35 protein-coding genes and 1 pseudogene are annotated in these 20,672 nt (G+C 65.8%); 19 read left to right on the top strand and 17 right to left on the bottom strand.

The window, feature by feature from the left end:
* From ACFDSW_RS06830 to ACFDSW_RS06770, 13 genes and pseudogenes are all read right to left on the bottom strand, one after another.
* Nucleotides 1–1,058 (bottom strand): annotated as a pseudogene (locus tag ACFDSW_RS06830) (hypothetical protein); the annotation flags it as partial.
* Entirely contained in the window at nt 1,033–1,461 is a 429-nt protein-coding gene (locus tag ACFDSW_RS06825) for a hypothetical protein (protein ID WP_375249530.1), read from the bottom strand. The gene ACFDSW_RS06825 and the pseudogene ACFDSW_RS06830, both read right to left, overlap by 26 nt.
* A complete protein-coding gene (locus ACFDSW_RS06820) occupies nt 1,461–1,850 on the bottom strand; it encodes a hypothetical protein (protein ID WP_375249529.1) in 390 nt (129 codons plus the stop codon). The genes ACFDSW_RS06825 and ACFDSW_RS06820 overlap by 1 nt, the downstream gene beginning before the upstream one ends.
* A gap of 38 nt (nt 1,851–1,888) precedes the next feature.
* Nucleotides 1,889–2,641 carry a hypothetical protein gene (locus tag ACFDSW_RS06815; RefSeq protein WP_375249528.1) on the bottom strand — a complete coding sequence of 251 codons (753 nt, stop codon included), beginning with the start codon at nt 2,639–2,641 and terminating at the stop codon, nt 1,889–1,891.
* Nucleotides 2,638–4,077 (bottom strand): replicative DNA helicase, encoded by a 1,440-nt coding sequence (locus ACFDSW_RS06810; protein WP_375249527.1) that lies wholly within the window; start codon nt 4,075–4,077, stop codon nt 2,638–2,640. The genes ACFDSW_RS06815 and ACFDSW_RS06810 overlap by 4 nt, the downstream gene beginning before the upstream one ends.
* The gene (locus ACFDSW_RS06805) at nt 4,074–4,259 is read right to left on the bottom strand and encodes a hypothetical protein (protein WP_375249526.1); all 186 of its coding nucleotides are present in this window, start codon (nt 4,257–4,259) and stop codon (nt 4,074–4,076) included. Before ACFDSW_RS06805 ends, ACFDSW_RS06810 begins: the two co-directional genes overlap by 4 nt.
* 157 nt (nt 4,260–4,416) lie before the next feature.
* Nucleotides 4,417–4,968, bottom strand: a complete 552-nt coding sequence (locus tag ACFDSW_RS06800) for a hypothetical protein (protein ID WP_375249525.1) — start codon at nt 4,966–4,968, stop codon at nt 4,417–4,419.
* Nucleotides 4,969–4,972: 4 nt separating this feature from the next.
* Complete coding sequence (locus ACFDSW_RS06795; RefSeq protein ID WP_375249524.1) at nt 4,973–5,623, bottom strand: hypothetical protein; 651 nt, start codon at nt 5,621–5,623, stop codon at nt 4,973–4,975.
* Nucleotides 5,620–6,042 (bottom strand): hypothetical protein, encoded by a 423-nt coding sequence (locus ACFDSW_RS06790; RefSeq protein ID WP_375249523.1) that lies wholly within the window; start codon nt 6,040–6,042, stop codon nt 5,620–5,622. The genes ACFDSW_RS06795 and ACFDSW_RS06790 overlap by 4 nt, the downstream gene beginning before the upstream one ends.
* A gap of 46 nt (nt 6,043–6,088) precedes the next feature.
* Nucleotides 6,089–6,568 carry a hypothetical protein gene (locus tag ACFDSW_RS06785; protein ID WP_375249522.1) on the bottom strand — a complete coding sequence of 160 codons (480 nt, stop codon included), beginning with the start codon at nt 6,566–6,568 and terminating at the stop codon, nt 6,089–6,091.
* Nucleotides 6,565–6,783: a hypothetical protein gene (locus ACFDSW_RS06780; RefSeq protein ID WP_375249521.1), complete on the bottom strand. Its 219-nt coding sequence runs from the start codon at nt 6,781–6,783 to the stop codon at nt 6,565–6,567. Before ACFDSW_RS06780 ends, ACFDSW_RS06785 begins: the two co-directional genes overlap by 4 nt.
* Nucleotides 6,780–7,142, bottom strand: coding sequence for a winged helix-turn-helix domain-containing protein (locus tag ACFDSW_RS06775; protein WP_375249520.1), 363 nt, complete (start codon nt 7,140–7,142; stop codon nt 6,780–6,782). The genes ACFDSW_RS06780 and ACFDSW_RS06775 overlap by 4 nt, the downstream gene beginning before the upstream one ends.
* The gene (locus ACFDSW_RS06770; protein ID WP_375249519.1) at nt 7,139–7,396 is read right to left on the bottom strand and encodes a hypothetical protein; all 258 of its coding nucleotides are present in this window, start codon (nt 7,394–7,396) and stop codon (nt 7,139–7,141) included. Before ACFDSW_RS06770 ends, ACFDSW_RS06775 begins: the two co-directional genes overlap by 4 nt.
* A gap of 75 nt (nt 7,397–7,471) precedes the next feature.
* Here ACFDSW_RS06770 and ACFDSW_RS06765 point away from each other — a divergent pair, with 75 nt between their 5' ends.
* From ACFDSW_RS06765 to ACFDSW_RS06695, 15 genes are all read left to right on the top strand, one after another.
* Nucleotides 7,472–8,182, top strand: coding sequence for an XRE family transcriptional regulator (locus ACFDSW_RS06765; protein WP_375249518.1), 711 nt, complete (start codon nt 7,472–7,474; stop codon nt 8,180–8,182).
* Nucleotides 8,183–8,255: 73 nt separating this feature from the next.
* On the top strand, nt 8,256–8,471 hold the full coding sequence (locus ACFDSW_RS06760) for a hypothetical protein (RefSeq protein WP_375249517.1): 216 nt from the start codon (nt 8,256–8,258) through the stop codon (nt 8,469–8,471).
* Nucleotides 8,471–8,674 (top strand): hypothetical protein, encoded by a 204-nt coding sequence (locus ACFDSW_RS06755; RefSeq protein WP_375249516.1) that lies wholly within the window; start codon nt 8,471–8,473, stop codon nt 8,672–8,674. Before ACFDSW_RS06760 ends, ACFDSW_RS06755 begins: the two co-directional genes overlap by 1 nt.
* A complete protein-coding gene (locus ACFDSW_RS06750; RefSeq protein ID WP_375249515.1) occupies nt 8,667–8,996 on the top strand; it encodes a hypothetical protein in 330 nt (109 codons plus the stop codon). Before ACFDSW_RS06755 ends, ACFDSW_RS06750 begins: the two co-directional genes overlap by 8 nt.
* Nucleotides 8,996–9,382 carry an HIRAN domain-containing protein gene (locus tag ACFDSW_RS06745; protein WP_375249514.1) on the top strand — a complete coding sequence of 129 codons (387 nt, stop codon included), beginning with the start codon at nt 8,996–8,998 and terminating at the stop codon, nt 9,380–9,382. The genes ACFDSW_RS06750 and ACFDSW_RS06745 overlap by 1 nt, the downstream gene beginning before the upstream one ends.
* A 105-nt stretch (nt 9,383–9,487) precedes the next feature.
* Nucleotides 9,488–9,751, top strand: coding sequence for a hypothetical protein (locus ACFDSW_RS06740; RefSeq protein ID WP_375249513.1), 264 nt, complete (start codon nt 9,488–9,490; stop codon nt 9,749–9,751).
* Between the two features lie 315 nt (nt 9,752–10,066).
* Entirely contained in the window at nt 10,067–10,258 is a 192-nt protein-coding gene (locus ACFDSW_RS06735; protein WP_375249512.1) for a hypothetical protein, read from the top strand.
* Nucleotides 10,251–10,634 carry a hypothetical protein gene (locus ACFDSW_RS06730; protein WP_375249511.1) on the top strand — a complete coding sequence of 128 codons (384 nt, stop codon included), beginning with the start codon at nt 10,251–10,253 and terminating at the stop codon, nt 10,632–10,634. The genes ACFDSW_RS06735 and ACFDSW_RS06730 overlap by 8 nt, the downstream gene beginning before the upstream one ends.
* A 12-nt stretch (nt 10,635–10,646) precedes the next feature.
* Entirely contained in the window at nt 10,647–10,952 is a 306-nt protein-coding gene (locus tag ACFDSW_RS06725; protein ID WP_375249510.1) for a hypothetical protein, read from the top strand.
* Nucleotides 10,952–11,722, top strand: coding sequence for a hypothetical protein (locus ACFDSW_RS06720; RefSeq protein ID WP_375249509.1), 771 nt, complete (start codon nt 10,952–10,954; stop codon nt 11,720–11,722). Before ACFDSW_RS06725 ends, ACFDSW_RS06720 begins: the two co-directional genes overlap by 1 nt.
* The gene (locus ACFDSW_RS06715) at nt 11,722–11,937 is read left to right on the top strand and encodes a hypothetical protein (protein WP_375249508.1); all 216 of its coding nucleotides are present in this window, start codon (nt 11,722–11,724) and stop codon (nt 11,935–11,937) included. Before ACFDSW_RS06720 ends, ACFDSW_RS06715 begins: the two co-directional genes overlap by 1 nt.
* Nucleotides 11,934–12,212, top strand: a complete 279-nt coding sequence (locus tag ACFDSW_RS06710; RefSeq protein ID WP_375249507.1) for a hypothetical protein — start codon at nt 11,934–11,936, stop codon at nt 12,210–12,212. Before ACFDSW_RS06715 ends, ACFDSW_RS06710 begins: the two co-directional genes overlap by 4 nt.
* Nucleotides 12,116–13,411: a recombinase RecT gene (locus ACFDSW_RS06705; RefSeq protein WP_375249506.1), complete on the top strand. Its 1,296-nt coding sequence runs from the start codon at nt 12,116–12,118 to the stop codon at nt 13,409–13,411. Before ACFDSW_RS06710 ends, ACFDSW_RS06705 begins: the two co-directional genes overlap by 97 nt.
* Complete coding sequence (locus ACFDSW_RS06700; RefSeq protein ID WP_375249505.1) at nt 13,408–13,650, top strand: hypothetical protein; 243 nt, start codon at nt 13,408–13,410, stop codon at nt 13,648–13,650. Before ACFDSW_RS06705 ends, ACFDSW_RS06700 begins: the two co-directional genes overlap by 4 nt.
* Complete coding sequence (locus tag ACFDSW_RS06695; RefSeq protein WP_375249504.1) at nt 13,647–13,862, top strand: helix-turn-helix transcriptional regulator; 216 nt, start codon at nt 13,647–13,649, stop codon at nt 13,860–13,862. The genes ACFDSW_RS06700 and ACFDSW_RS06695 overlap by 4 nt, the downstream gene beginning before the upstream one ends.
* Here ACFDSW_RS06695 and ACFDSW_RS06690 read toward each other — a convergent pair.
* Nucleotides 13,850–15,142 (bottom strand): tyrosine-type recombinase/integrase, encoded by a 1,293-nt coding sequence (locus ACFDSW_RS06690; RefSeq protein ID WP_375249503.1) that lies wholly within the window; start codon nt 15,140–15,142, stop codon nt 13,850–13,852. The two genes, ACFDSW_RS06695 and ACFDSW_RS06690, sit on opposite strands and share 13 nt — an antisense overlap.
* 207 nt (nt 15,143–15,349) lie before the next feature.
* Between ACFDSW_RS06690 and ACFDSW_RS06685 the strand changes: the two genes are divergently transcribed.
* Entirely contained in the window at nt 15,350–15,610 is a 261-nt protein-coding gene (locus ACFDSW_RS06685; RefSeq protein ID WP_375249502.1) for a hypothetical protein, read from the top strand.
* A 15-nt stretch (nt 15,611–15,625) separates the two neighbouring features.
* Complete coding sequence (locus ACFDSW_RS06680) at nt 15,626–15,826, top strand: DUF5818 domain-containing protein (protein ID WP_375249501.1); 201 nt, start codon at nt 15,626–15,628, stop codon at nt 15,824–15,826.
* Between the two features lie 139 nt (nt 15,827–15,965).
* On the opposite strand, the gene ACFDSW_RS06675 is transcribed toward ACFDSW_RS06680, so the two are convergent.
* On the bottom strand, nt 15,966–16,745 hold the full coding sequence (locus ACFDSW_RS06675) for an NAD kinase (protein ID WP_375249500.1): 780 nt from the start codon (nt 16,743–16,745) through the stop codon (nt 15,966–15,968).
* Nucleotides 16,742–17,749 (bottom strand): GTP 3',8-cyclase MoaA, encoded by a 1,008-nt coding sequence (gene moaA, locus ACFDSW_RS06670; protein ID WP_375249499.1) that lies wholly within the window; start codon nt 17,747–17,749, stop codon nt 16,742–16,744. The genes ACFDSW_RS06675 and moaA overlap by 4 nt, the downstream gene beginning before the upstream one ends.
* 91 nt (nt 17,750–17,840) lie before the next feature.
* Here moaA and ACFDSW_RS06665 point away from each other — a divergent pair, with 91 nt between their 5' ends.
* Both ACFDSW_RS06665 and ACFDSW_RS06660 read left to right on the top strand, forming a co-directional pair.
* Entirely contained in the window at nt 17,841–19,100 is a 1,260-nt protein-coding gene (locus ACFDSW_RS06665) for an EAL domain-containing protein (RefSeq protein ID WP_375249498.1), read from the top strand.
* Nucleotides 19,094–19,522, top strand: a complete 429-nt coding sequence (locus tag ACFDSW_RS06660) for a YybH family protein (protein WP_375249497.1) — start codon at nt 19,094–19,096, stop codon at nt 19,520–19,522. The genes ACFDSW_RS06665 and ACFDSW_RS06660 overlap by 7 nt, the downstream gene beginning before the upstream one ends.
* A gap of 23 nt (nt 19,523–19,545) precedes the next feature.
* Here ACFDSW_RS06660 and ACFDSW_RS06655 read toward each other — a convergent pair.
* Nucleotides 19,546–20,672: TRCF domain-containing protein (locus ACFDSW_RS06655; RefSeq protein WP_375249496.1), on the bottom strand; the 1,127-nt coding region annotated here is incomplete at its 5' end.

The raw sequence follows: 20,672 nt of genomic DNA, 5'->3' as shown, positions 1-20,672 counted from the left end.
ATCAAAGCAGCAAACAGCAGGGTAAGCCATCCCGCGGAGTCGTGGCTGGCGGCGGGGAGGGCGTCGACGATCTCGAAGTCGCCGCGCTGGAACATGCCGCCCGATCGCGGCGCGGGACGCTGCTGGAACTGACCGGCGACGGCATATGCACCCATCGGCACCTTGTCGCGCTCGACTACCTCGCGGGGGAAACGCTCCGGGAACAGCAACTCGCCGTCGTAGGCGCGGGGATCCTCGAAGCCGATCGACGTGACGCACCGCCGCTCCGGCTCGAATTCCATCGGCAGCATCAGATGCTCGTAGCCGAGCTTCAGCGACAGGATCGTGCCGCTGACGTCTTGCTCGTGCAGCCGCTGCATGATGACTACGATGGCGGATCGCGCGGGATCGTTCAGGCGTGTCGGGACCGATTCGCGGAAGGTGCGAACGGTCGCGCCGCGCTCCGCTTCGCTCTCCGCGCCGTCGACGCTGTGTGGATCGTCGATGATGACGCGATCGCCGCGGCCGCCGGTCAGGCGAGAGAACGGGATGCCCTGACGGAAGCCGGTCGCGGTGTTGCTGAACGCCATCTCACCCGCGCGCACCAGCTCGGTCGGCCACAGCGACTGATACCATTCCGACGTGACGAGGTCGCGCATGCGGCGGTTGTCGCGCTTGGCATAGTCCTCGGAATAGCTCGAGCCGATGATGCGGGTGGCGGGGCGGCCCATCGGTCCCCACTCCCACGCCGGCCAGAACACGCCCGACAGGAGCGACTTCATGGTGCCCGGCGGCACGTTGATAAGCAGCCGGTTGATCTGGCCCGAGGTGATCGCCTCCAGGTGGTCGCAGATCGCCTCGACGTGCCAGCCGTGCACGTAGGCGTTGGCGGGCTCCAGCACATGCCAAGCCTCGCGCACGAAACCGGTCAGCGACCGGCATCGCTGGCGGATGCTCTCCGCATTTTCGATGCGGCGCTGGCGCTCACTCTCAAGCGCGCGCCGCTCTTCGCGGCGGGCGCGCTCCTCCAGCAGCGCCAGCAGTTCACGACGATCAATGGGCGGTTGGACGTTCAGCATTGGCCATCAGCGCAGCGATGCGCGCGTCGATCTCGTCGTCGGAAAGGTTTCGATATTCGACCATGCCGCTGTGCTGAACCTGCTCACGGAACGCCTGCACCTCGACATGCTTGCCGATCAGGTCGAGCGCACCCTTCGCGGCGCTGAATGCTCCGGCGTCCATGGCTTTTTCGTGCAGGACTGCAGCTTTTGCCAGTACCCATGCGGCATCGATCTTCGCCACCTCTGCCGCCTGCGCCTGCAATTCGGCGATCCTTGACTGGATCTGTTCATTTCGGTTCAGACGTGATGCATTGCTCGCGTTCGCCCGGAATCCCGCCGCCTGATAGGCCGCGTCGATCGTCATCCCGCGAGACCGGCCCTGCGCGAAGATTTCATGCCTGTCGTTTGGCAGCACACCCATCACTCCACCCCCGGCAAGGTTGGTTCATCCGCCACGATCGAAGCGGCGCCCGCCAACATACGGGCACGGGCGGTCAGCGGCTCGGCGCGCTCGGCTTCGATCAATCCCATGTCCCAGAACCTTGGCTGTTTCGGCATTTTCTTCGGCTTGAGCGTTCGGCCCATCACGTACCGGGCCCGTTTGCCCAGTTTGCGACCCGGACGAATCCCACCGACCCGCTTTCCCTGCGCGGCATATTTCGCCTCGAGATACGCTCGTCGAGCCTGCTGCAACTGCTCCTCCCCGTGGTCGATCATCCATCGCTTGATGGTGTCCTTGTGGGCCCGCATCTCGTCCTCGATCCCCTCCCATCCGACACGCGCGAACGCCTCCGGGAAGTCGGCCGGCATGGGGCGATAGGTCTTCGCGGGGACGCCTGCCCAGGCCATCAGCCGTTGGCCGCCTGCTGGTAACGGCTGCGCTCGGCGTGCCACTCCGCGGCGTATTCGCGGATCGCGGGGTCGAGATAGCGGAACCCGTTTATCGCTCGGCCGCGAGCATGCTCCCGCGCCGTCACGGATTGCGCCGGGATCAGCACGTGGTGATCGAAGTCGAGGCCGTCATCAAGCCATTGTCGAAGCTGCCGCCGATCGGCATCGGCGAGCGGGCGCGTCAGGCCAATCGTGCTTGCCAGCGAACGGCATCGCTGTTCGAGCACGGTCAGCGGCGGTTCGGACGCGCGCGCGGGTTCTGGAAAGGACCTCTCCTGCTTAACTTCTTTCTTCTTAACTTCTTCCCTTCTTTGTTCTGTGTCCTGCCGCTGTCCTGCGTCTGTCCCGCAAGTCGTCTCGCGCGCTGTCCTGCCGCTGTCCTGTTCGGCCTGAAAATCATTGTAATTACAGATCGTTATGATGGTCACGCCTGTCCCGCTGCGTGTCTCCACCATTGTCTCGGATTTGAGACGTGTCAAAAGCCGCTCAACCCAGCCTTTTGGGCGGTCCAGAACCTCCGCGAGATCGCGTACCGACACCGCCAGCTGACCCCGTTCGAGCCCGATCGCCTGCCCCTTGTATCGCACGCGAACGGGTCGCCAGGCCGCGCGAACGACCATCCAGGCAAAGGCCATCGCCTCACCGTCATTGCGGAAGGCGGGGTGGCCTAGCAGCGAACGGTGGATATGGACGTAGCCTGCCTCGCTCACAGGCGCCCCCAGTTCGATCCACGGATCGCTTGATAAGGGGCGAGGTAGCGAAGCGTAACGCTTCCCTCAGCACCGTTGCGGCGCTTGGCAAGGTGGACAACGATCTTTCCACGAGCCTCCTCGAGGGCGCGCTCGTGTGCCTCCTCGTTGCCGGGCTTCGGTTTGACCTTCTTGAGGTAATATTCCTCCCGATAGAGGAAAATGACGGCATCGGCGTCTTGCTCAAGCTGTCCGCTGTCTTTCAGGTCGGAGAGCATGGGGCGCTTGTCATCACGTTGCTCTACGGCGCGGCTCAGCTGCGCCAAAGCAATGACGGTGACGTTCAATTCCTTGGCCAGTTCCTTCAGGCCCTTGGAGATGGCGGTGACCGTCTCGTAGATTGAGGCGCGCTTGTCCTCGCCGGCCATTAACTGCAGATAATCGACGATGATGATGCGCAGGGTTTGCTTCCGGGCGAGCATTTTGCGTCGCACCCGGCGAGCGGAGAGCGCTAGCCGGGCAATGCTGACGCCGCTGCGATCGTCGATCTCGACAGGCCAGCTCGATACGCTCTGGCTGATCGCCGCGAGCGTCTCATCCTGCGCCGCTGTGGTGCGGCCGCTAACCATCGCGCTGAAAGGCACCCAATCACTCGGAGCGCGGCAGGCAACATCACATAGCATACGGGTGGAAAGCTCATCCGTTTTCATTTCCAGCGACTGGAAGAAAACGCCATGGCCGTTACGGGCGAGACCGTTCGACACCGAACAGGCGAAGCCCGTTTTTCCCATGCCGGGCCGGCCGCCAACAATAACGAGCTGGCCGCCTTCGAAACCGCCGACCAGGTCGTCGAGTTCCTCGATCCCCGTCGTCGCGCCCACCTTGCCTTCGTTCGCCTTGATGCGCTCAATCCGGGTCAGTGCGAGCCCGATAGCTGACTTGAAGTCGGACAGACGCGACGGATCTCGGCGCTCTGTGGCGGCGATCAAGGCAGCGTCAGTTTCGTCGACGAGTTGCGGGACACTGACGTCCGCATCTGCGGCGCGCTGCTCCAGCTCGCGTGTCACGCTGATAAGTCGGCGTCGCGCGGCTGCTTCCGCGATGACGGTCGCCTGATCGACAGCGCGGATCAGCAATGACGCGCGCGCTTCCGTACCGGTCAAGTCGACCAACATCTCGCGCGCGTTCATTTCGGCATAAGCCGGGTCGTTGGCGAAGAGCGCGTTGACGGTAAAGGGGTTGGCCTGCTGCCCAGCGCTGACAAGCTGGACGATGCGTCCATAAAGGCGGCCGAACAGCGGCTCGTAGAAGTCATCGCTTCGCAGCAGATCGGCAACGATGTCCACGCGCGAGTTATCGTTCAGCAGCATGGCGAGCATCATCATCTCGCCTTCCACCGGCCGAAGGTTCTCTGGATAAGCGATGGGATCGTCGTGAATGCGAGCGGTCCTGTTCATTGGTCGCCCCGCGCGATGAAAGCTCGACGAAAAATCTCGTGTGCGAGGATGGTGGCCTCGACGTGCGTCCGGTTCAGGAGCAACGACGGATCTTCCGCCGTTTCCTTTACCAATGCCGCATAGCGATCCCATGCGGCCTCGGCGGTCGCTTGGGTTGGCAGGGGAACGACGTTCAGGGACATGCCATCCTCCGAATGATCGCGCTCGCGCCGCCCAGGCGCCGTGCCTCGGCCTCCGCCGTGGCGATGTCGCGGAACGGCAGATTTCCCCAGTGACCGGGAGCCGAAAGGCGCGCGCCGGGGACGCGCCCGGTCGTGATGATGAAATGGGTCGGCGCGCTCATGCGACCGCCCCCAGCGGCGGGCGGAGCACCTCGTTGGCACGCCACGGCGGAAGGATGGACAGCGTTTCACACGCATAATCGAGAATGCCGAGTGCCTCCGCCTCGTCATGGACGCGCGGCCGCAAACCGAGCTGTCGGCACCGCTCCACGGCATAGCCCTTCAACTCGGCGGTCTTCGTCGCGCGCGGCATCTTGCCGAGGAAATGACGTCGCCACGTGGCGAGGTTGACGCCGCGGATGATCCGGCAACCCATCGCCTCCGCCCACGATTCCGCATGAGCGGCGAGGCCGGCGACCAGCTTCAAGGTCTCGATATTCGTGTGACCTTGAAGCTGGACCGCCTGGATCGGCTCTTCGTAGAACACGGCATCCGGCAACCCGAACGCGGTTTGCTCGGACATGCGCTGATGCAGGCGAACGAACGTCTCCGGGCGGCTCGTATATTCGCTGCCGAGCTCCCATGCGCCGGACGCGGGACGCTCCTCGCCAACGGCCCACATGGCCCAGCCGGCGGATCGCTTGGACAGGTCGAGGGCGAGGACGCGCACAGCGTTATTCCGCGGCGTGCGGCAGATCGTCCGCCGCGTCGACGAGATCCTGATCGCCAGCCGGTCCCTTGGGCACCGTCGCCAACTGCGGCTTCGGCCGCTGCCCCATCGGAACGACGGAATCGGTGGTCGTGCCCTTGCCCTCCGCCGCGTCGACGAGGTCGAGCGGCATGAAGATATTCAGCGCCTTCAACAGACCATTGAGCGAGCGCAGGAAGTCGTCGCGCTTGCTTTCCTCCATGCCGTCCAGCTTGAACGCCAGCTTCGCGGCCTGCGGCTGGATGTTGGCGCTCTTCTTGATCGCCTTGTAGGCGGTCGACTGCTCCTGCGCATATTCGCCCGACTTCGCGAGCGCGGGCTTGATATCGTTGCGCCAGATGCGGACGGCGAGTTGATAATCGGGGGTGCGGACCTCCTCCACATGCTCCTGCTTCTTCGGTCGTGCCATGTCGTCTTCCTTCGGGTGAGGCGCCTGAGTGGGCGCGGGGATGAGTGGTTCGAAGGCTTCGAGAGGCGGGGGATGCTTCGCGTCATCAGCTTCGATGAGGCGCGCCTCCGCCAGGCTGATCCCGCTCAGCACGCACGCGGTCGCGATCGTCGCGCCGTCGCGGCGGGCGATGCGACAGCTGCGCAGCTGGACCGAGCCGCCGCTCATTGGCCAAGGGCCGCCTTGATACTGGCGAGCGTGGCCTCCGCGGTTTCGGCGCGCTCGATCGCCGCATCGCGTTCCGCGGCAAGCCGCTCGGCGTGCTCGATATGCTCGGCCAGCAGGTTCGCGATGCCATCGAGCAACGCGACCATAGGGCGTCGCGGCGCCTCGCGTGCCGCCGGCGGGGCGCTGACCGAGATGGGCACGAGGGACGGGCGGAGCGTCGGCTCGCGCGATGCGGCGCGGCGCATAGCCTCCGGACGCATGGGAATCCGACCGTCCCGGCAACGCGCGCACAGGCCGTCGACGAGACGCGGCATATCCTCGCCGCAATTGTCGCATTCGCCCGGCGCGCCGATCGGGATCGGCGCTGTCGCGCGACGGATGCCCGCGGCGATATGTTCGGCCTCGATGTCGACGGCCATATCGGCACGATCCGCCATCAATGCCTCCAGCTGGCGACAGACGGGATCATGCCGCACGTCCCGCGGCGACCAGCATCATGCCGCGCTCGATCTTTCGCCGTCCGATCTCCGGCAGGCGCTGCCGCTCCGCGCCGTCCCACGCTTGATCCGCCGCCATACGCACCACTTCCGCGGTGTCTTCCGCGGCCTCGGCCGCCACGCTCATCGGGTCGGGCTCTTCCCCATCGGGCAGGTCGAACGCGCCCTGATTGGTATGGCGCAGCCATTCATTGGTGAAGACGGCGCCGAGAAACGTCGTGATCGAGAGCAACGCCTCGGGTGGCAGCGGCCGGTTATCCGGCGATCCGCCGTCGATTAGAGCGGTGTTGATCTGCCAGTCGGGCACGCCGGTAGCGTTCGACAGCTGCTTGACCGAGTAGCGGCGTCCGCGACCCACGAAGAGCCGGAGTGCGTTGCCGATGGCGTTCCTCGCTTGTTCGCGTGAAACGAGCAGCGGGAATTTAGCGGCGGACTGGACCAGCGTCATGCACAACGCTCCTCATGAGAAGGGGTATCGACATCGCCGCGCAGGCGTGCGCGCTGGACCTGCGTGCGCAGCGCGGCCGTCAGATCTTCGATCGCGCTCGACAGTCGGGCACGGCTTGGCGCGGGATCGGCGATGATCACCGTTGCGCTGATCGTGATTGTGGTGCCGGTCTCGGCATTCGACACCGTGGTGCTCGAGGTGACGCCGCCGCTCATTCGGCCGCCTCCGCGACGGGGAGGTCGAGGTGCCAGCGATAGCCGAGGCCGCGGACGGTTTGGATCGGGCACGGCGCGCCGGCCGCGCGCAACACGCGGCGGATGCGATGGACATGTACCGAGATCAGGTTCGCGCTCTCCCCGTCGCGCGCGCGCGACAGAAGCGCTTCGGGTGTGACGGTGCGGCCACCGGCGCGCAGCAACGCGAGAAGTATGCGCGCGGCAGAGCCTGCCAGGCGAAGTGGCTGTCCCTCGAACAGCACCTCGCCGCGCGGGTCGACGCTGAACGGCCCGTCGGTCAGCAATTCGTCGGCGTGCAGATTGAATCCGCAGCTGGGGCAATAGGGCGGACAGGTCATGCGGCCGCCTGCGCGCGCTGGGCTGACGTTATCGGCCGAGCCGCAACAGCACGCGCCAGCTGCTCGAAGCTAACCTCGACGCCCTTCGCGCTACCGACGGCAACTAAATGAGCCCAATACTTCGACGGGATCGACCGGTCGGCCAGCGTCCACGATCTTGCGGTCACGTCGGCGACGATGAGGCCGCGAGCACGAAGCTCGGCGGCAACGGATGCGGCGCCTCCGAGCGCCTTGATGATGGCGACATGGTTCATAGCGAAGCACCGCTATCAAACGTAGCGTTACATAGCAACATGATTTGTAGCGTTACGACGTGCGACGTGTTGCGCATGGAAAATGCGCCCGATTCCCCGCACGAGCGGCTTGCATGGGCCCGCGAAAAGGCGGGCTTCGCCGACAAGGCGGCATTCGCGAAGGTTGTCGACGTTAACCCGACCACCTATCGGGCCTATGAGAATGGGCAGAACGGGTTCTCGAAGTTGGCCCCGCGGTTCGCCAAGGCGCTCGGGGTCACAGCCGAGTGGCTGCTCGATGGCGGGGACACGCCGAAGGTTGTCGTGTCGACAGCATCAGCTCCGTCTCGCGTCTCGTTGGATCAACCCTCCATCAAGACGGCAGATGGTGGCGAGACAGCGCCCGTAGTTCGTCTTGACCTTTCGTATTCAATGGGCCCGGGCACTGATCTCGACGATAGTTATGTCGAGGGAGAGGCGTTCCAATTTGACATCGGCTTTCTGCGAGGGCTGACGATCACACCGCCCGATCGCCTTCGTATTGTCGACGGCATCGGCACATCCATGGAGCCGACGTTACATGACCGGGATTTGTTGTTGGTCGACATCAACCAGCGCGATTTGAATGCACAGGACCGCGTATGGGCCTGCTGGATTTTCGGCCTTGGTGCCGTAAAACGTTTGCGCGCGATCGGCACTAACACGGTGCTGGTGATGAGCGACAACCCGGACGTCCCCGATCAGGAGGTGAGCCGGAAGGACATCCTGATTCACGGGCGCGTCGTTGGCTCCATCAAGAGGCACTGATGCTGGCAATGTTCATCTTTAGCCGCGTCTGCTGGGTGGGGAGGGAAGTATGAGGATCATCGGTGCCCTTGCGATGCTCGCGGGCTTTGCGCTCTCGGCTTTCGCGCTGCTCAAGATGCCGACGACGCGCGAGGATGCCGCGGCCCAGGTGCTCGGCATCGAAAGCACCGGGGGCGGGACGCTCAATCTGGGCCTGTTGCAGGAACAAGCGCTCATCTTCCACGCGGGGCTCGCGATCGCGGTCATTGGCGCTATCTTTATCGCCGCTCATGCCATCAGGAATCATTGATGTCGCACGATCGCGACCTTCCTGTGACCCATGCACAGTTCGCCGCAGCACTGGAAGTAACCCGGCTTCACTCGCTCTCGTGCATTGCGATAAGCGTTGCTGTTCCGGACGAGGAAAAGTTCGAACGGGCATGGGCCGCATTCGAACGAAACGATGCGGCCCTGCAGGACATCATCAAGCTGTTCAAGGGTGAGAATGACTGACACCAGCGCCCTTCTCGAAGAGCTCATTCGGCGCGCTGGTGGGGGCGCGATCCCACCCTTGCCCCCGAATGCCCCGGGACTTACTTCTGGAGGTATGGATCCATGGCAAACCAGCGTCGAAAAGCGACTTGATAGCCTGGACGGCCGTGTGCAGCGCCTTGAGGCCGACGTGTCGACTATCAAGGTGGACATGGGCGTGGTTAAGGAGCGGGTTTCTCACCTCCCGACGAAAGAATATCTCGTGAAGGTCGCGGGCGGAATGCTTGCGCTCATAGCTACGCTCGTCACCTTCGGGGAAAAGCTTCAATCTTTGGTGCGCTGATGCGTCAGCAGTCCATCGCCGTCGTCGGCTTGCCCTACGCCAACAGGAAGGGCCCGACCCGCCGCTTTGAAGCCGAATTGTGCGCCCCCGGCGAGGCAGTTGAATTGCGCCCCGAGCCGAACAACAGGCACGATCGTTGGGCTGTCGCTGTCTTCAGCGTGCGCGGTGTCCAGCTCGGATACGTAAACGCCGAGAGGGCGTCGTGGATCGGCGGCATGATCCGTGAGGGGCGGGAGATCGCAGCCGTCTTCCAGGGCGTCGTCCATAACACCGCATGGTGCCGCATCGCGTTCGATGGTGAGGTGCCGATCCTGCCGCCGCAACGCGCGCAGGAAGAGCCGGCAGACGACAGCGGATTCTTTCCAGACGCTATCTATGATGATTAAACGCTACGAAACGTGTTGACACGCTACGTAACGTAGCGCTACCTATGTCCCCACACCAGACCACCGGCGCGGTTGCCGGTCGCGAGACGGTGATGGGAGATCGACATGGCCCCGCGCCATTCTGAGTTTCAGGCGGTAGGTAGCGCAGCGGCGGTTCTCGCCGCGCAGCATATCGCGACGCTCGACCTGGTTGAGCAGACCACCGACAACGCCTTCACGCTCAATCTCGCCGCCCGCTACCGCGATCGCGTCCGGTGGCTGGCACGTCACAACGACACCGGCATGCTCGGGCCGAACGGCATCGCCCCCGCGATCGCTAGCATTGCCCGGTCGGCTGAGTTTCACGGCTTTCGGGATCGCGCGCTGTGATCCGCTGGCTGTTCCGCAAGCGCGAGGCATGCCCGCGCCCGATCATTCACCCCATGGACGCCACTGATCGGGAGATCGAGCGCGCCATGTACGGAAAGGGGTGGTTCCGATGAGCTCAATCCTTCCTGGTCGCGAGGCCGCCATCGCCTACGCAGACAGATGGTCGATGCCCCGCATCGCTGTCCGCGCCACCCGGCCGACCGCCTTTCCGCCGTGCGCTCTGTGCGGCTGTCACGTCAGCGACTGCGCATGTGATCCGGACGAAGCGATGGGCGCCGCGCTGATCGCAATGCAGAACCGGGAAGGGGGACGGGCATGAACGTCCTCTCCGCAAGCATTGCGCCGATCCTGTTTGGCTGCGCCCTTGGCCTCGCCATTTTTGTCATCGCCGGCGGGCTAGGTGTGGGCGTCGCCTATGTCGTCTCCGCCTGTCGCGAGAGACGCCAGCGTACCGCTTCGGCGCGTGCCGAGGTGTTGCGCTCGGTCCGGGAGCGGCTCGATGCGTAAGTTCGTCGATTACACCGTTCGAGGTGCCAGCAAGGTGGGGCAGGGATTCGACCCCGACCAGCCTGTCGCCGGCTTCTACCGCATGCGCCTCGTCTCGGGCGGCGTCTATGTCGGCATTCGGATCTGGCATGGCCGTCCGATTGACCCCGTCACCGGCGAGGAAATGGACCGCTCGCTGCGTTGGCAGGCGCAGGCCAATGGCGAGATGATCGAGATCGATCGCGTGTGGCCGCAATGCGCCCGCGATCCGGTCAGCGCCAGCGAATACGCCTACCTCTTCCAGCAACAGCGCTGGGGCGAGCGGCAGGCGCCCGAGAGCCCGCAGGCCGATCCGACGCGGCGCGCTGATCCCCTCTCTTCCCCCATCCTTTTCTAACCGGAGGCCATCATGTTGAAGGTCAAGGACATCACGCTTGCGACCGAGCGCTACGGCGACGCCTACGAGGGCGTCGTCACATTTCAGGTCGGCGATCAGAATTACAACACCGTGAAGGTGACGCTGCCCCCGGCGGCGACCCGCGAGATCGTCGATCTCGCCCTCCGCGGCGCGATCGAGGTCGTAGCGACCGCCGACACGACGGTGCGCGTCGCCGGCGAGCCGCTGCCGCTGCGCGCCGCCGATCCGATCGATCCCAAGTTCGCCGAAGTCGAGGAATTCGCATTCACCCCGTTCAAGCCCGAGGAGCATTTCTAATGGCAACCGCATTCGACGACGTGAAGCCGTGGCCCGCGAAGGCCCCACCGATGGCCGCCGCGCCGATCGGGCACAACAAACCGCCGATGGACGTCGAGGCGCGCGCCGCCTTCGACGCCGCGCTCGACAGCCGCGAGGGCTTCCGCGCCCGCGTCGCCTCGTTGCTTGGCGCCGCTGATCGGGCCAGCGCGATCGACAACGACACCGCCGGCCGTTGTGGCGAGCTGGTGAAGCAGATCCGCGCTGCCGTGAAGGTAATTGAGGAGGCGCACGCGACGACGAAGGCGCCGTATCTGGCCGCCGGGCGCGCGGTGGATGCCGCGAAGAACGAGATCGCCGGCAAGCTGGACGACGCGAAGCGCGGCGTCGAGGCGAAACAGTCCACCTATCTGAAAGAACAGGAGGTGATCCGTCAGGCGGAGCTTCGGCGCCAGCGCGAGGCGGAAGCGGCGCGGCGCCGCGAGGAGGCCGAGCGCGCTCGCGCTGTCGAGGCGAGCGAGGAGCGCGCCGTCGAGCCGGTCACGTTCGATCCGCCGCCGCCGATCGAGCCCGAGCGCACCGTCATCCGCGGCGACTATGGCGCGGCGGTTTCCGGCAAGCGCGAGTGGCTCGCCCAGGTCACCGATTACGAGGTTGCGTTCATCGCGGTCGCGAACAACGCCAAGGTCCGCGAGGCTATCGACACCGCGGTCAAGGCGCTGGTGCGCGGCGGGGTTCGCGAGATCGATGGCGTCCGCATCTGGTCGGACATCAAGGCATCGAACCGCTGATGTCGCAGTACATCACCCTAGTCGGCGCGGAGGAAGTCTCGCGCGCCGCCAGCCAGATGCAGTCTGCCGCTTCCGCGATGAGCGGCGCCGCCTCGTACTTCGAGAGCGTCTTCGCGCAGCACCAGCGCTTCATGGACGATTGGCTGACCCGCCTCGACGGTACCCTTTCCGATCGCATTAGCGACCTCGGCCAAACGATGGGACCAATCGCATGATCAGCAGCCGCCAATATGTCGCGGTCAAGTTCCGCATCGCCGACAGCCGCACCCACACCTACGTCTGGGACGGCGAGCCGCTTGCCGAGGGCGATCAGGTGAAGGTCGCCGACGCCCGTAGCGACGGATGGAAGCGGGTCTACGTCGTTTCGATCAGCGACGAAGCGCCGCCATTCGAGTGCAAGCCGATCCTCGGGAAGGTCGACCCCGAGCCCGCCGACGCTCTCGCCACCACCCGGCCCGACGCCGGCATCAACCCCGAGGACCTGTTCTGATGGCCACGAACTCGATCGCGACCCGCGACACCACCGCCGTCGCCCGCCAGAGCGACAACCCCATGGTCAAGTTCCGCGGCCAGCTCGAGCAGCGCGCCAACGAATTCAAGATGGTCTTGCCGTCCCACATCACGCCGGAGAAGTTCCAGCGCACCGTGATGACCGCCGTCCAGGGCGACCCCGAATTGCTCAGGGCCGATCGCCAGAGTCTGGTGCTTGCCTGCATGAAGGCGGCGCAGGATGGCCTGCTGCCCGATAAGCGCGAGGCGGCACTGGTCATCTTCTCGACCCGTCAGAAGCAGGACGGCGAGTGGGTGAGCGTCAAGCTGGTCCAGTATATGCCGATGGTCTTCGGCCTGCGGAAGAAGATCCTGCAATCGGGCGAGATCAGCGCGATCGAGACGAACGTCGTCTACCGCGCCGAGGCCGAGGGAGGGGCATTCATCTACGAGGCGGGCACCGAAGCGATGCTCCGGCATCGCCCCATGCTGGAGTTGACGGACGAGCAGACCGCCGACGACCAGATCGTTGCTGCCTATTCGGTCGCGGTGATGAAGGACGGCACGAAGTCGTTCGAGGTCATGCGTCGAAGCGAGATCAACAAGGTTCGTGAGAAGAGCCAGACCGGCGCGACGGTCGATCGCTATGGCAAGCCGCGCCAGCCGTCGGGCCCGTGGGTCGACTGGTTCGCGGAGATGGCCCGCAAAACGGTGATGCGCCGGCATTCGAAGACGCTGCCGATGTCGGGCGATCTGCTGGACGTGGAGGCGCGTGACGATGATCTGGCGGCGCGGTCGGCGACGGCATTGCTCGGCGCTGTCGATGCGGACGCCCCGACGCCGCTCCCACCGACCCGCGAGGAAGTTGCCCGCGCAGAGGGTGCGGATCCCGAGACGGGCGAGATCGACGAGGACGCCGCGCGCGCGCTCGACCGCGAAGCCTTCGCCGCCATGGAGGGGCGGCGCGACGAGGATCACGGCGACCAGCATGATGATGACGGGGATATCGATGACGAGGATGTGCACCCCGGTGAGGCGCTTGCCGATCAGTTGATCGAGCGCCTGTCGGCCGCGACCGTGATGGGCGATGTCATCATGGCCGAGCAGGATCTGGCCAAGCACGAGCAGGCGATGCGCGAGGGTGACGTCGAGCGCGTGAAGGTGGCCGCGGCGAACGCCCGCAAGGGGTTCGGGAAATGAGCGCGACGGCCAAGAGCTATCGGGATGTGCTGGCGTCACGCGACGGCTTCCCGATTGTGCGAATGTTCGACGCGCCCGCCGCCGACGCCATCCTGGCCGTTCGCGCCCGACTGGTCGGCGACGCGCTGGTCACGGCCACAGAGTGCGATCCCAGCGACGATGTGCGCCAGTGCGGGCGCTGGCTGGCCAGCAACGCGAGCAACGTTACGCTCGCTCAACTTGGGAGGTTGATTCGGTGACCACCAACGCACAGCAGGTCGACCGCCGTACCGACAGCTTTCTTCGCATCGCCGACGTGAAGCGCCGGACTGGCTTGTCCACCACGACCGTCTATCGCCGCGAGGCCGAGGGCACCTTCCCGCGCAAGGTGAAGCTAGGTCCGAAGTGCGTCGCCTGGTACGAGAGCGACATCGGCGAATTCGTCGCTGACCCGATTGGCTATCGCGCGTGATCGCGCAGGAGCGCCATCGGGGGTTCGAGCCCGGCGGTGATCATGTCCGCCCACGCCTCGGCCAACTCGCGCCGGCGTGCGGCGTACCGTGCCCGATTATAAGCGAATTCGCTCGCGCTCATGCCCTTCGGGACATGAGCCAGCATCAGATCGATCGCGAGGCGGTCAAGATCGCGCTCCATCATCATCGCCCGCTCGTTCATGATCGTCGAAAAGGCCGCGCGCCAACCGTGGGGAACGTGCCGGTTCTGGTATCCGCGCCGCTTGTAGAGCGTGGAGAGGGCCGCGTCGGTCATCGGCTGACTGGTAGTGCGCTGCCCCGGGAACACGAACCGGCAGCGGCCGGTCAGCCGCCGCGTGGCGCGCAGGACGTCGACCGCCTGAGCGGTGAGGGGGACGTCGTGATCATACGCTGCCTCACCCTTCTCCGCGACTTCCAGCTTCATGCGCGCCGCAGCGATTTGCCACATGGCATCGGGCGCGGGGGTGCCATCGTCGTCCCAGTCAATGCCGGTGAATTCATCCCAGGTTGCGGCGCGGAGCACGCCGACGCGCACGACGGTGAGCGCAAGCAGGCGGGACGCCAGCTTCACCATCGGGCTCGATGTCGAGCGATCGACCGCCCGCTGCAGTTCGATCAGGTCGGGCAGGGCGGTGAGCGCGGGCTGTTTCGCCCCCTTCGGTGTGGGGCGGAGCGCATCGCCAATGTCCGCCGCCGGATTGCTGGTGACCAGGTGTTCGGCCTTCGCGCGACGGAACACGCCAGCGACATATCCCCTGATGCGCTTGGCCGTCTCGATCGCGCCGCGCTTCTCGACGATGCGAAGTGCAGCAAGGATGTCCGGCGGCGTGATGGCGGCGATCGGGATCCCACCCAGCTTCGGAAAGATGTCGCGTTCGAGCGCTCGCAACACGAGCTTCGCCTGATGTGGCGACCAGCGCGCTTTCTCGCTTTCGTGCCATTCGAGCGCAATCGCCTTGAACGTGTGCGCCGCCTCGCTCTGCGCCTTGCGTTTCGCCTGCGCGCGCTCGACGACCGGATCCTTGCCCTGGCGGAGCAGGCGCCGTGCCTCGTCGCGCCGGTCGCGGGCATCGGCCAGACTGACCTCCGGATAAAGCCCGAACGTCAGCAGCTTTTCCTTGCCCCCGAACCGGTATTTCAGGCGCCAGGAGCGCGCGCCGGTGGTCGTGACATGCAGGTAAAGGCCACCGCCATCGGTCAGCTTGTACGCCGTCGGGCCGGGCTTCGCGTTGCGCACCTCGGCGGCGGTCAGGGCCATCGTTTCCACCCTACCGAATCACAGATGGGGGTATTCATGCGGGTATCGTACAAGAACAATACCGGAACATCGACGCTTTTCTGCGCTGTCGACAGTATTGTTGAGTGGGTGCCGGGCCCACCGCTGCGTGAAGCCCCGCCCCGATAGCGGTTCCTCCTTTCGTTTTGAAGGCTTTGCGCCTCGCCCCCTTCTCGATAGACGTAGCCGATGACCGATTGGAACGTGGTCACCGCCTGGATCGACAAGCACGCCGGCATCGCCATCGTGGCGGCATGCGTCGCCTTCGCTCTGTCCTGCGCGGCGACGGTCGTGATGCTGATGCGGCGGCGTCGTCGGGCCCTGTCGCGCGCCTGGGCGCAGGAATATTTCCACGGCGGCGGGCTGATCTGGCAGCTGGTACAACGCTGGTCACGGACGCCGCGGCTGACGGATCAGCGCGCGCGTGACAAGGCCGCGCCCCCGCGATGACGGGCGTGCTTCATTGTGATTGACGGCACGGCGATCGATGAAACCGGGCAGCTGGTGCGCGAGGCAGGGGGCTTCGTGCTGCGCCGGGACTGCGGCGGCCGCTACCCGCTGCAACTGCGCCGCGTGCCCGTCGACCATGTCGAAAAGCGGGTTCGTATCCAGGGGCTGTTGACCGCCGACGGACAGGTGATCGTCGAAGGCGTACAGGCCGCCTGACGACACCAGTCACGCGGGGTTCGTCGCCGTCGCTTCGCTTCGAAGGTTCGCGCTTCCATGATCTACAGCATCGTTCCCGGGCCAGCGCGCTGGATGGGATAGACGGTGATCGGGGCGCTGGCGCGGGAACGACCGCCTTTCAGGCGATGAACTGTTCCATCGTGATTCGATCGTCGAGCGCATGCTCCGGATCGAACAGCAAGGTCAGCTCGCGGGCGCGGTCCATTGCGATATCGACAGCGGCGATATCGCGAATCTCCCGCTGATCGGCCACCGCCGAGACGGGCCGCTTGCCCGCGTCCAGCACGCGCAACGACACCCGCGCCCGATCCGGCAGGATCGCTCCGCGCCAGCGGCGCGGGCGAAACGCACTGATCGGCGTCAGCGCCAGCATCGCCGAGCCTAGCGGCAGGATCGGCCCGTGCGCTGACAGATTATAGGCGGTCGATCCCGCCGGCGTGGCGACCAGGATTCCGTCGCACGACAGTTCGTCGAGCACGATACGGTCGTTGACCTTCACCTCCACCTTCGCGGTCTGACGGGTCTCGCGGAGCAGCGACACCTCGTTGATCGCCGGCAGGGTATGCATCCGGCCGTCCACTCCGGTCGCGGTGGCGATCAACGGCGTCACCTGAAACGCTTTGGCCCGCTCGATCCGCCCGTCGAGGTCATGGCGACGCCATTCGTTCATCAGGAACCCGACCGTGCCCAGGTTCATCCCGAATACCGGGACGATCGGCTTGCGCCGCTCAAGCAGCGTGTGCAGCGTCTGTAGCATGAAGCCGTCGCCGCCTAGCGCGATCACCAGATCGGCCTCTTCGAGCGAGCACCACTCCCAGGTATCGGCAAGTTCGGCGCGCGCCGCCTGCGCCGGGGGCGTCGGCGAAGCCACAAGTGCCCGCCGTGGATATTTGCTCATCCGCCGGTGACGCTCATATGCCGCGCCACCGCCGGCGCGGCGTTTCGCTCGATACGGAAATCGTGGCGGCGCGGCTTGGTGCGCAGCGCATCCTCGATCGCGGCGTCGAGCGCGTCGATTCCGCCGTCGCGCAGCGCCGCGCGCAGATCGCGCTGATCGTCATGGCCGAGGCACGTATATAACCGCCCTTCCGTGGTCAGCCGCACGCGGTTGCAGCCATCGCAGAAATTGGCGGTCAGCGGCGAAATCAGCCCGAGCCGTGTGGCCGTGCCATTCACCTGCCAGTAACGCGCCGGCCCGCCCGTTCCCGCTGCGTCGCGCGTCAGCGCGAACCGCTGTTCGAGACGTTCCTTGACGAGCGTCAGGGGCAGGAACCGATCGGTGCGATCCTCGTCGATCGCGCCCAGCGGCATCGTTTCGATCAGCGTCAGATCATGGCCCTCGGCGACGCACCACGCCAGCATCGGCGCGATCTCGTCCTCGTTCAGGCCCTTGAGCGCGACCATGTTGATCTTCACCTGCAACCCCGCTTCCCGCGCGGCGACGATGCCGTCCAGCACCTGTGCCACGTCGCCGTGGCGGGTGATGTGGCGGAACAGCGCCGGATCGCGCGTGTCGAGGCTCACGTTCAGGCGACGGATCCCGGCATCCGCGAGCGCGGCAGCATGATCGCGCAGCCGCGTCCCGTTCGTCGTCATCGTCAGTTCGTCGAGCGCGTGGCCGACATGTCGGCCGAGCCGTTCGGTCAGTTGCAGCACGTCGCGCCGCACCAATGGCTCGCCCCCGGACAAACGCACTTTCCGCACCCCGCGAGCGATGAACCGCTCGGTGATGATCGCCAATTCCTCCAGCGTCGCGATCTTCGCGCGCGGCAGGAACGTCATATGTTCGGCCATGCAATAGCGACATCGCAGGTCACATCGGTCGGTCACCGATACCCGGAGATAGCGGATCGTTCGGCCGAAGCCGTCGATCAAGGGCGAACCCGTCCTGTTTTCGGTCATCCCCTGCACAACGCCAGAGCTAGGCATCTGTTCACGGTGGGGCAAGAGCCGATTGCCGAGCGACGCGCGGCGACGTACCACACCGCCGATCATGACGCGCGACCCGCCCGACCCACCACCGCGCGAACGACGCCGCGATACCGTCCCACCTACGTCGACGCCCGATACGGCACCGGAGGGGACGTTGAGCGCGATCGTCGCCGCGCCCTCCAGCTTTGAGATCGTCAACGCCGCCTTCGGACGTTCCGCCGGGGATCGGCTGGTGCAGATGATGAGTGACCGGCTCGACGCGGCACTGCAATCGACCGGCGCGCGGATCGCCCGTGCGGGCGCGACCTTCTCGGTCCTGCTGCCGGGAGATTCGGCGCGGGCGGCGGCGACGCTGGTCGAGCGCACGCTGGAGGAGCCCTTCTCGATCGGCGGGGAGTCGGGGCGGGTCGGTGTGCGGATCGGCATCGCGCATCGGAACGCCGATGAAACCGAGGATCATCTGGTGCAGCGCGCGGTCGAGGCACTGGCGCGCGCTCGGGCCAGTGACGGCGCGACGACGCATGTCGCGGCGGGAGGCGACGGCACGTTGCTGGCTGAGCTGGCCGCCGACCTGCACCGCGCCATCGACCGGGGTGAGATCGATGTGCTGTTCCAGCCGCAGGTGTCGATCGACGACGGACGGGTCGAGGGGGTCGAGGCGCTCGCCCGCTGGGCCCATCCGCGGCGTGGGGCTTTGGGAGCGGAAACGTTGCTCGCGGCGGCGGAGCGCGCCGGGCTGGGCGTCGCCTTGTCGGAGCATGTGCAGCAGCTGGCGCTTGTGCGCGCGGCGCGCTGGCCGGCGGCGCTCGGGCGGTTGCGGATCGCGCTCAACGTCACGGCGGCGGATATCGCGCGTGACGATTTCGCGGCAGCGTTCCTCGCGCGCGTCGCCGCTGCCGCGGTGGCGCCCGAGCGCGTCACCGCCGAAGTGACTGAAAGCGGCGTGATCGGCGATCTGCCCCGCGCGGCGGCGGCGCTGGCGACGCTCCGCGCGGCGGGTTGCCGTGTCGCGCTCGACGATTTCGGCACGGGATATTCGAGTCTCGCCTATCTTTCGCGACTGCCGCTTGATTATCTCAAGATCGATCGCACGCTGACCCAGGCGATCGATGGCGACGCGCGCGAACGCACGGTGATCGACGGCATCTTCACGATCGCGACCGGGCTTGGCCTGGCAACGATTGCGGAGGGGGTCGAAACCGCGTCGCAGCGCGCGCTGCTCGCCGCGCGGGGCTGCACCATCTATCAGGGGTTCCTGTGCGCGATGCCGCTCGATGATGAAGCGTTGATCGCGCTGGTGGAGGGAGACGAGAGATGCTGATCGCGCCGCTGATCGGGATGGCATTGGTCGCGGCGCCCGCCGCTACCGCATCCGGCGATGCACAGGCGCAGATATCGGCGGCGATGACGGATAGCGCGACGGGCTGGAACGACGGCGATCTGACCCGCTTCATGGCGATCTATGCCGACGACGCGATCTACGCCGCCGGGAAGGAGATCGCCGGCGGACGCGAGGCGATCGCGGCGCGTTACGCCAAAAGCTTCGCGGCGGGCGGCAATACGCGCGGTCGATTGTCCTTCCAGCCGCTGGCATGGCGCCGGTTGAGCGCGGTGCATATGCTGTTCGTTGCGCGCTGGACGCTGACGCCGCCGGGCGGCGTGGCGCCGCAAACCGGCGTCACCACCCTGTTGTTCGAGCGGCGCAAGCCCGGCTGGCGGATCATTTCAGACCACAGTAGCTGAGCCCGTCGGCCGGCGGCGCGCCGTCATCCCGCCGCCTTCGCCAGCCCCTTCGACAATTGCAGTGCGCCGTGCAGCCGCGCCTTGGGGTCGCCCCAGGACCGCGTCAGCGCCAGCTTCGAATCGGGCCGCAGCTTCGCGATCCCGCCCAGCTTGTCGACATAGGCGAGCAGCCCGGCGATGTTAGGCGGCGTATCGTCGTGGAACGTCACCAATGCCCCCTTGGGGCCGACGTCGAGCTTCGCGACACAGGCCTTGCGCGCGTTCAGCTTGATTTCCATCACCTTGACCAGATTGTCGGTCGCCTCCGGAAGCGGGCCGAAGCGGTCGATCATCTCGGCGGCGAACGCCTCCAGCCCGTGTGGTTCGTCCACTTCGTTGAGGCGGCGGTACAGGCCCATGCGCAGGTCGAGATCGGGGACATATTCCTCCGGGATCAGGATCGGCGCGTCGACACTGATCTGCGGACTGAAATCGCGCTGCCGCTCGCGGATGCCGCCCGCCTTCGCCTCCATGATCGCCTCTTCGAGCATCGATTGGTACAGCTCGTAGCCGACCTCCTTGATATGGCCCGATTGTTCATCGCCGAGCAGATTGCCCGCGCCGCGAATGTCGAGATCGTGGCTGGCCAGCTGGAACCCCGCGCCGAGCGTATCGAGGTCGGACAGCACCTTCAGCCGCTTTTCCGCAGCGTCGGTCATCTGCCGCTCGGGTGGCGCGACCATATAGGCATAGGCGCGCGTCTTCGATCGCCCGACGCGCCCGCGCAGCTGATACAATTGCGCCAGACCGAAGCGGTCGGCGCGGTTGATGATCATCGTGTTGGCGGACGGGATATCGATCCCGCTTTCGATGATCGTGGTGGAGACCAGCACTTCGAACTTCTTGTCGTAGAAAGCGGACATGCGCTCTTCCACCTCGGTCGCGCTCATCTGACCGTGCGCGACGACGTATCGCACCTCGGGCACTTCACGACTGAGATAATCCTCGATGTCGGGCAGGTCGGCGATGCGCGGGGTGACGAGGAAGCTTTGCCCGCCGCGATAATGTTCGCGCAGCAGCGCTTCGCGCAGCACCACCGGGTCCCATGGCATGACATAGGTGCGCACCGCGAGGCGATCGACCGGCGGGGTCTGGATCACCGACAGTTCGC

Source organism: Sphingomonas sp. (assembly GCF_042091075.1).
Lineage (GTDB): Bacteria > Pseudomonadota > Alphaproteobacteria > Sphingomonadales > Sphingomonadaceae > Sphingomonas.
The sequence above is the reverse complement of the archived record's forward strand: the minus strand, read 5'-3'. Positions and strand labels throughout refer to the sequence as shown.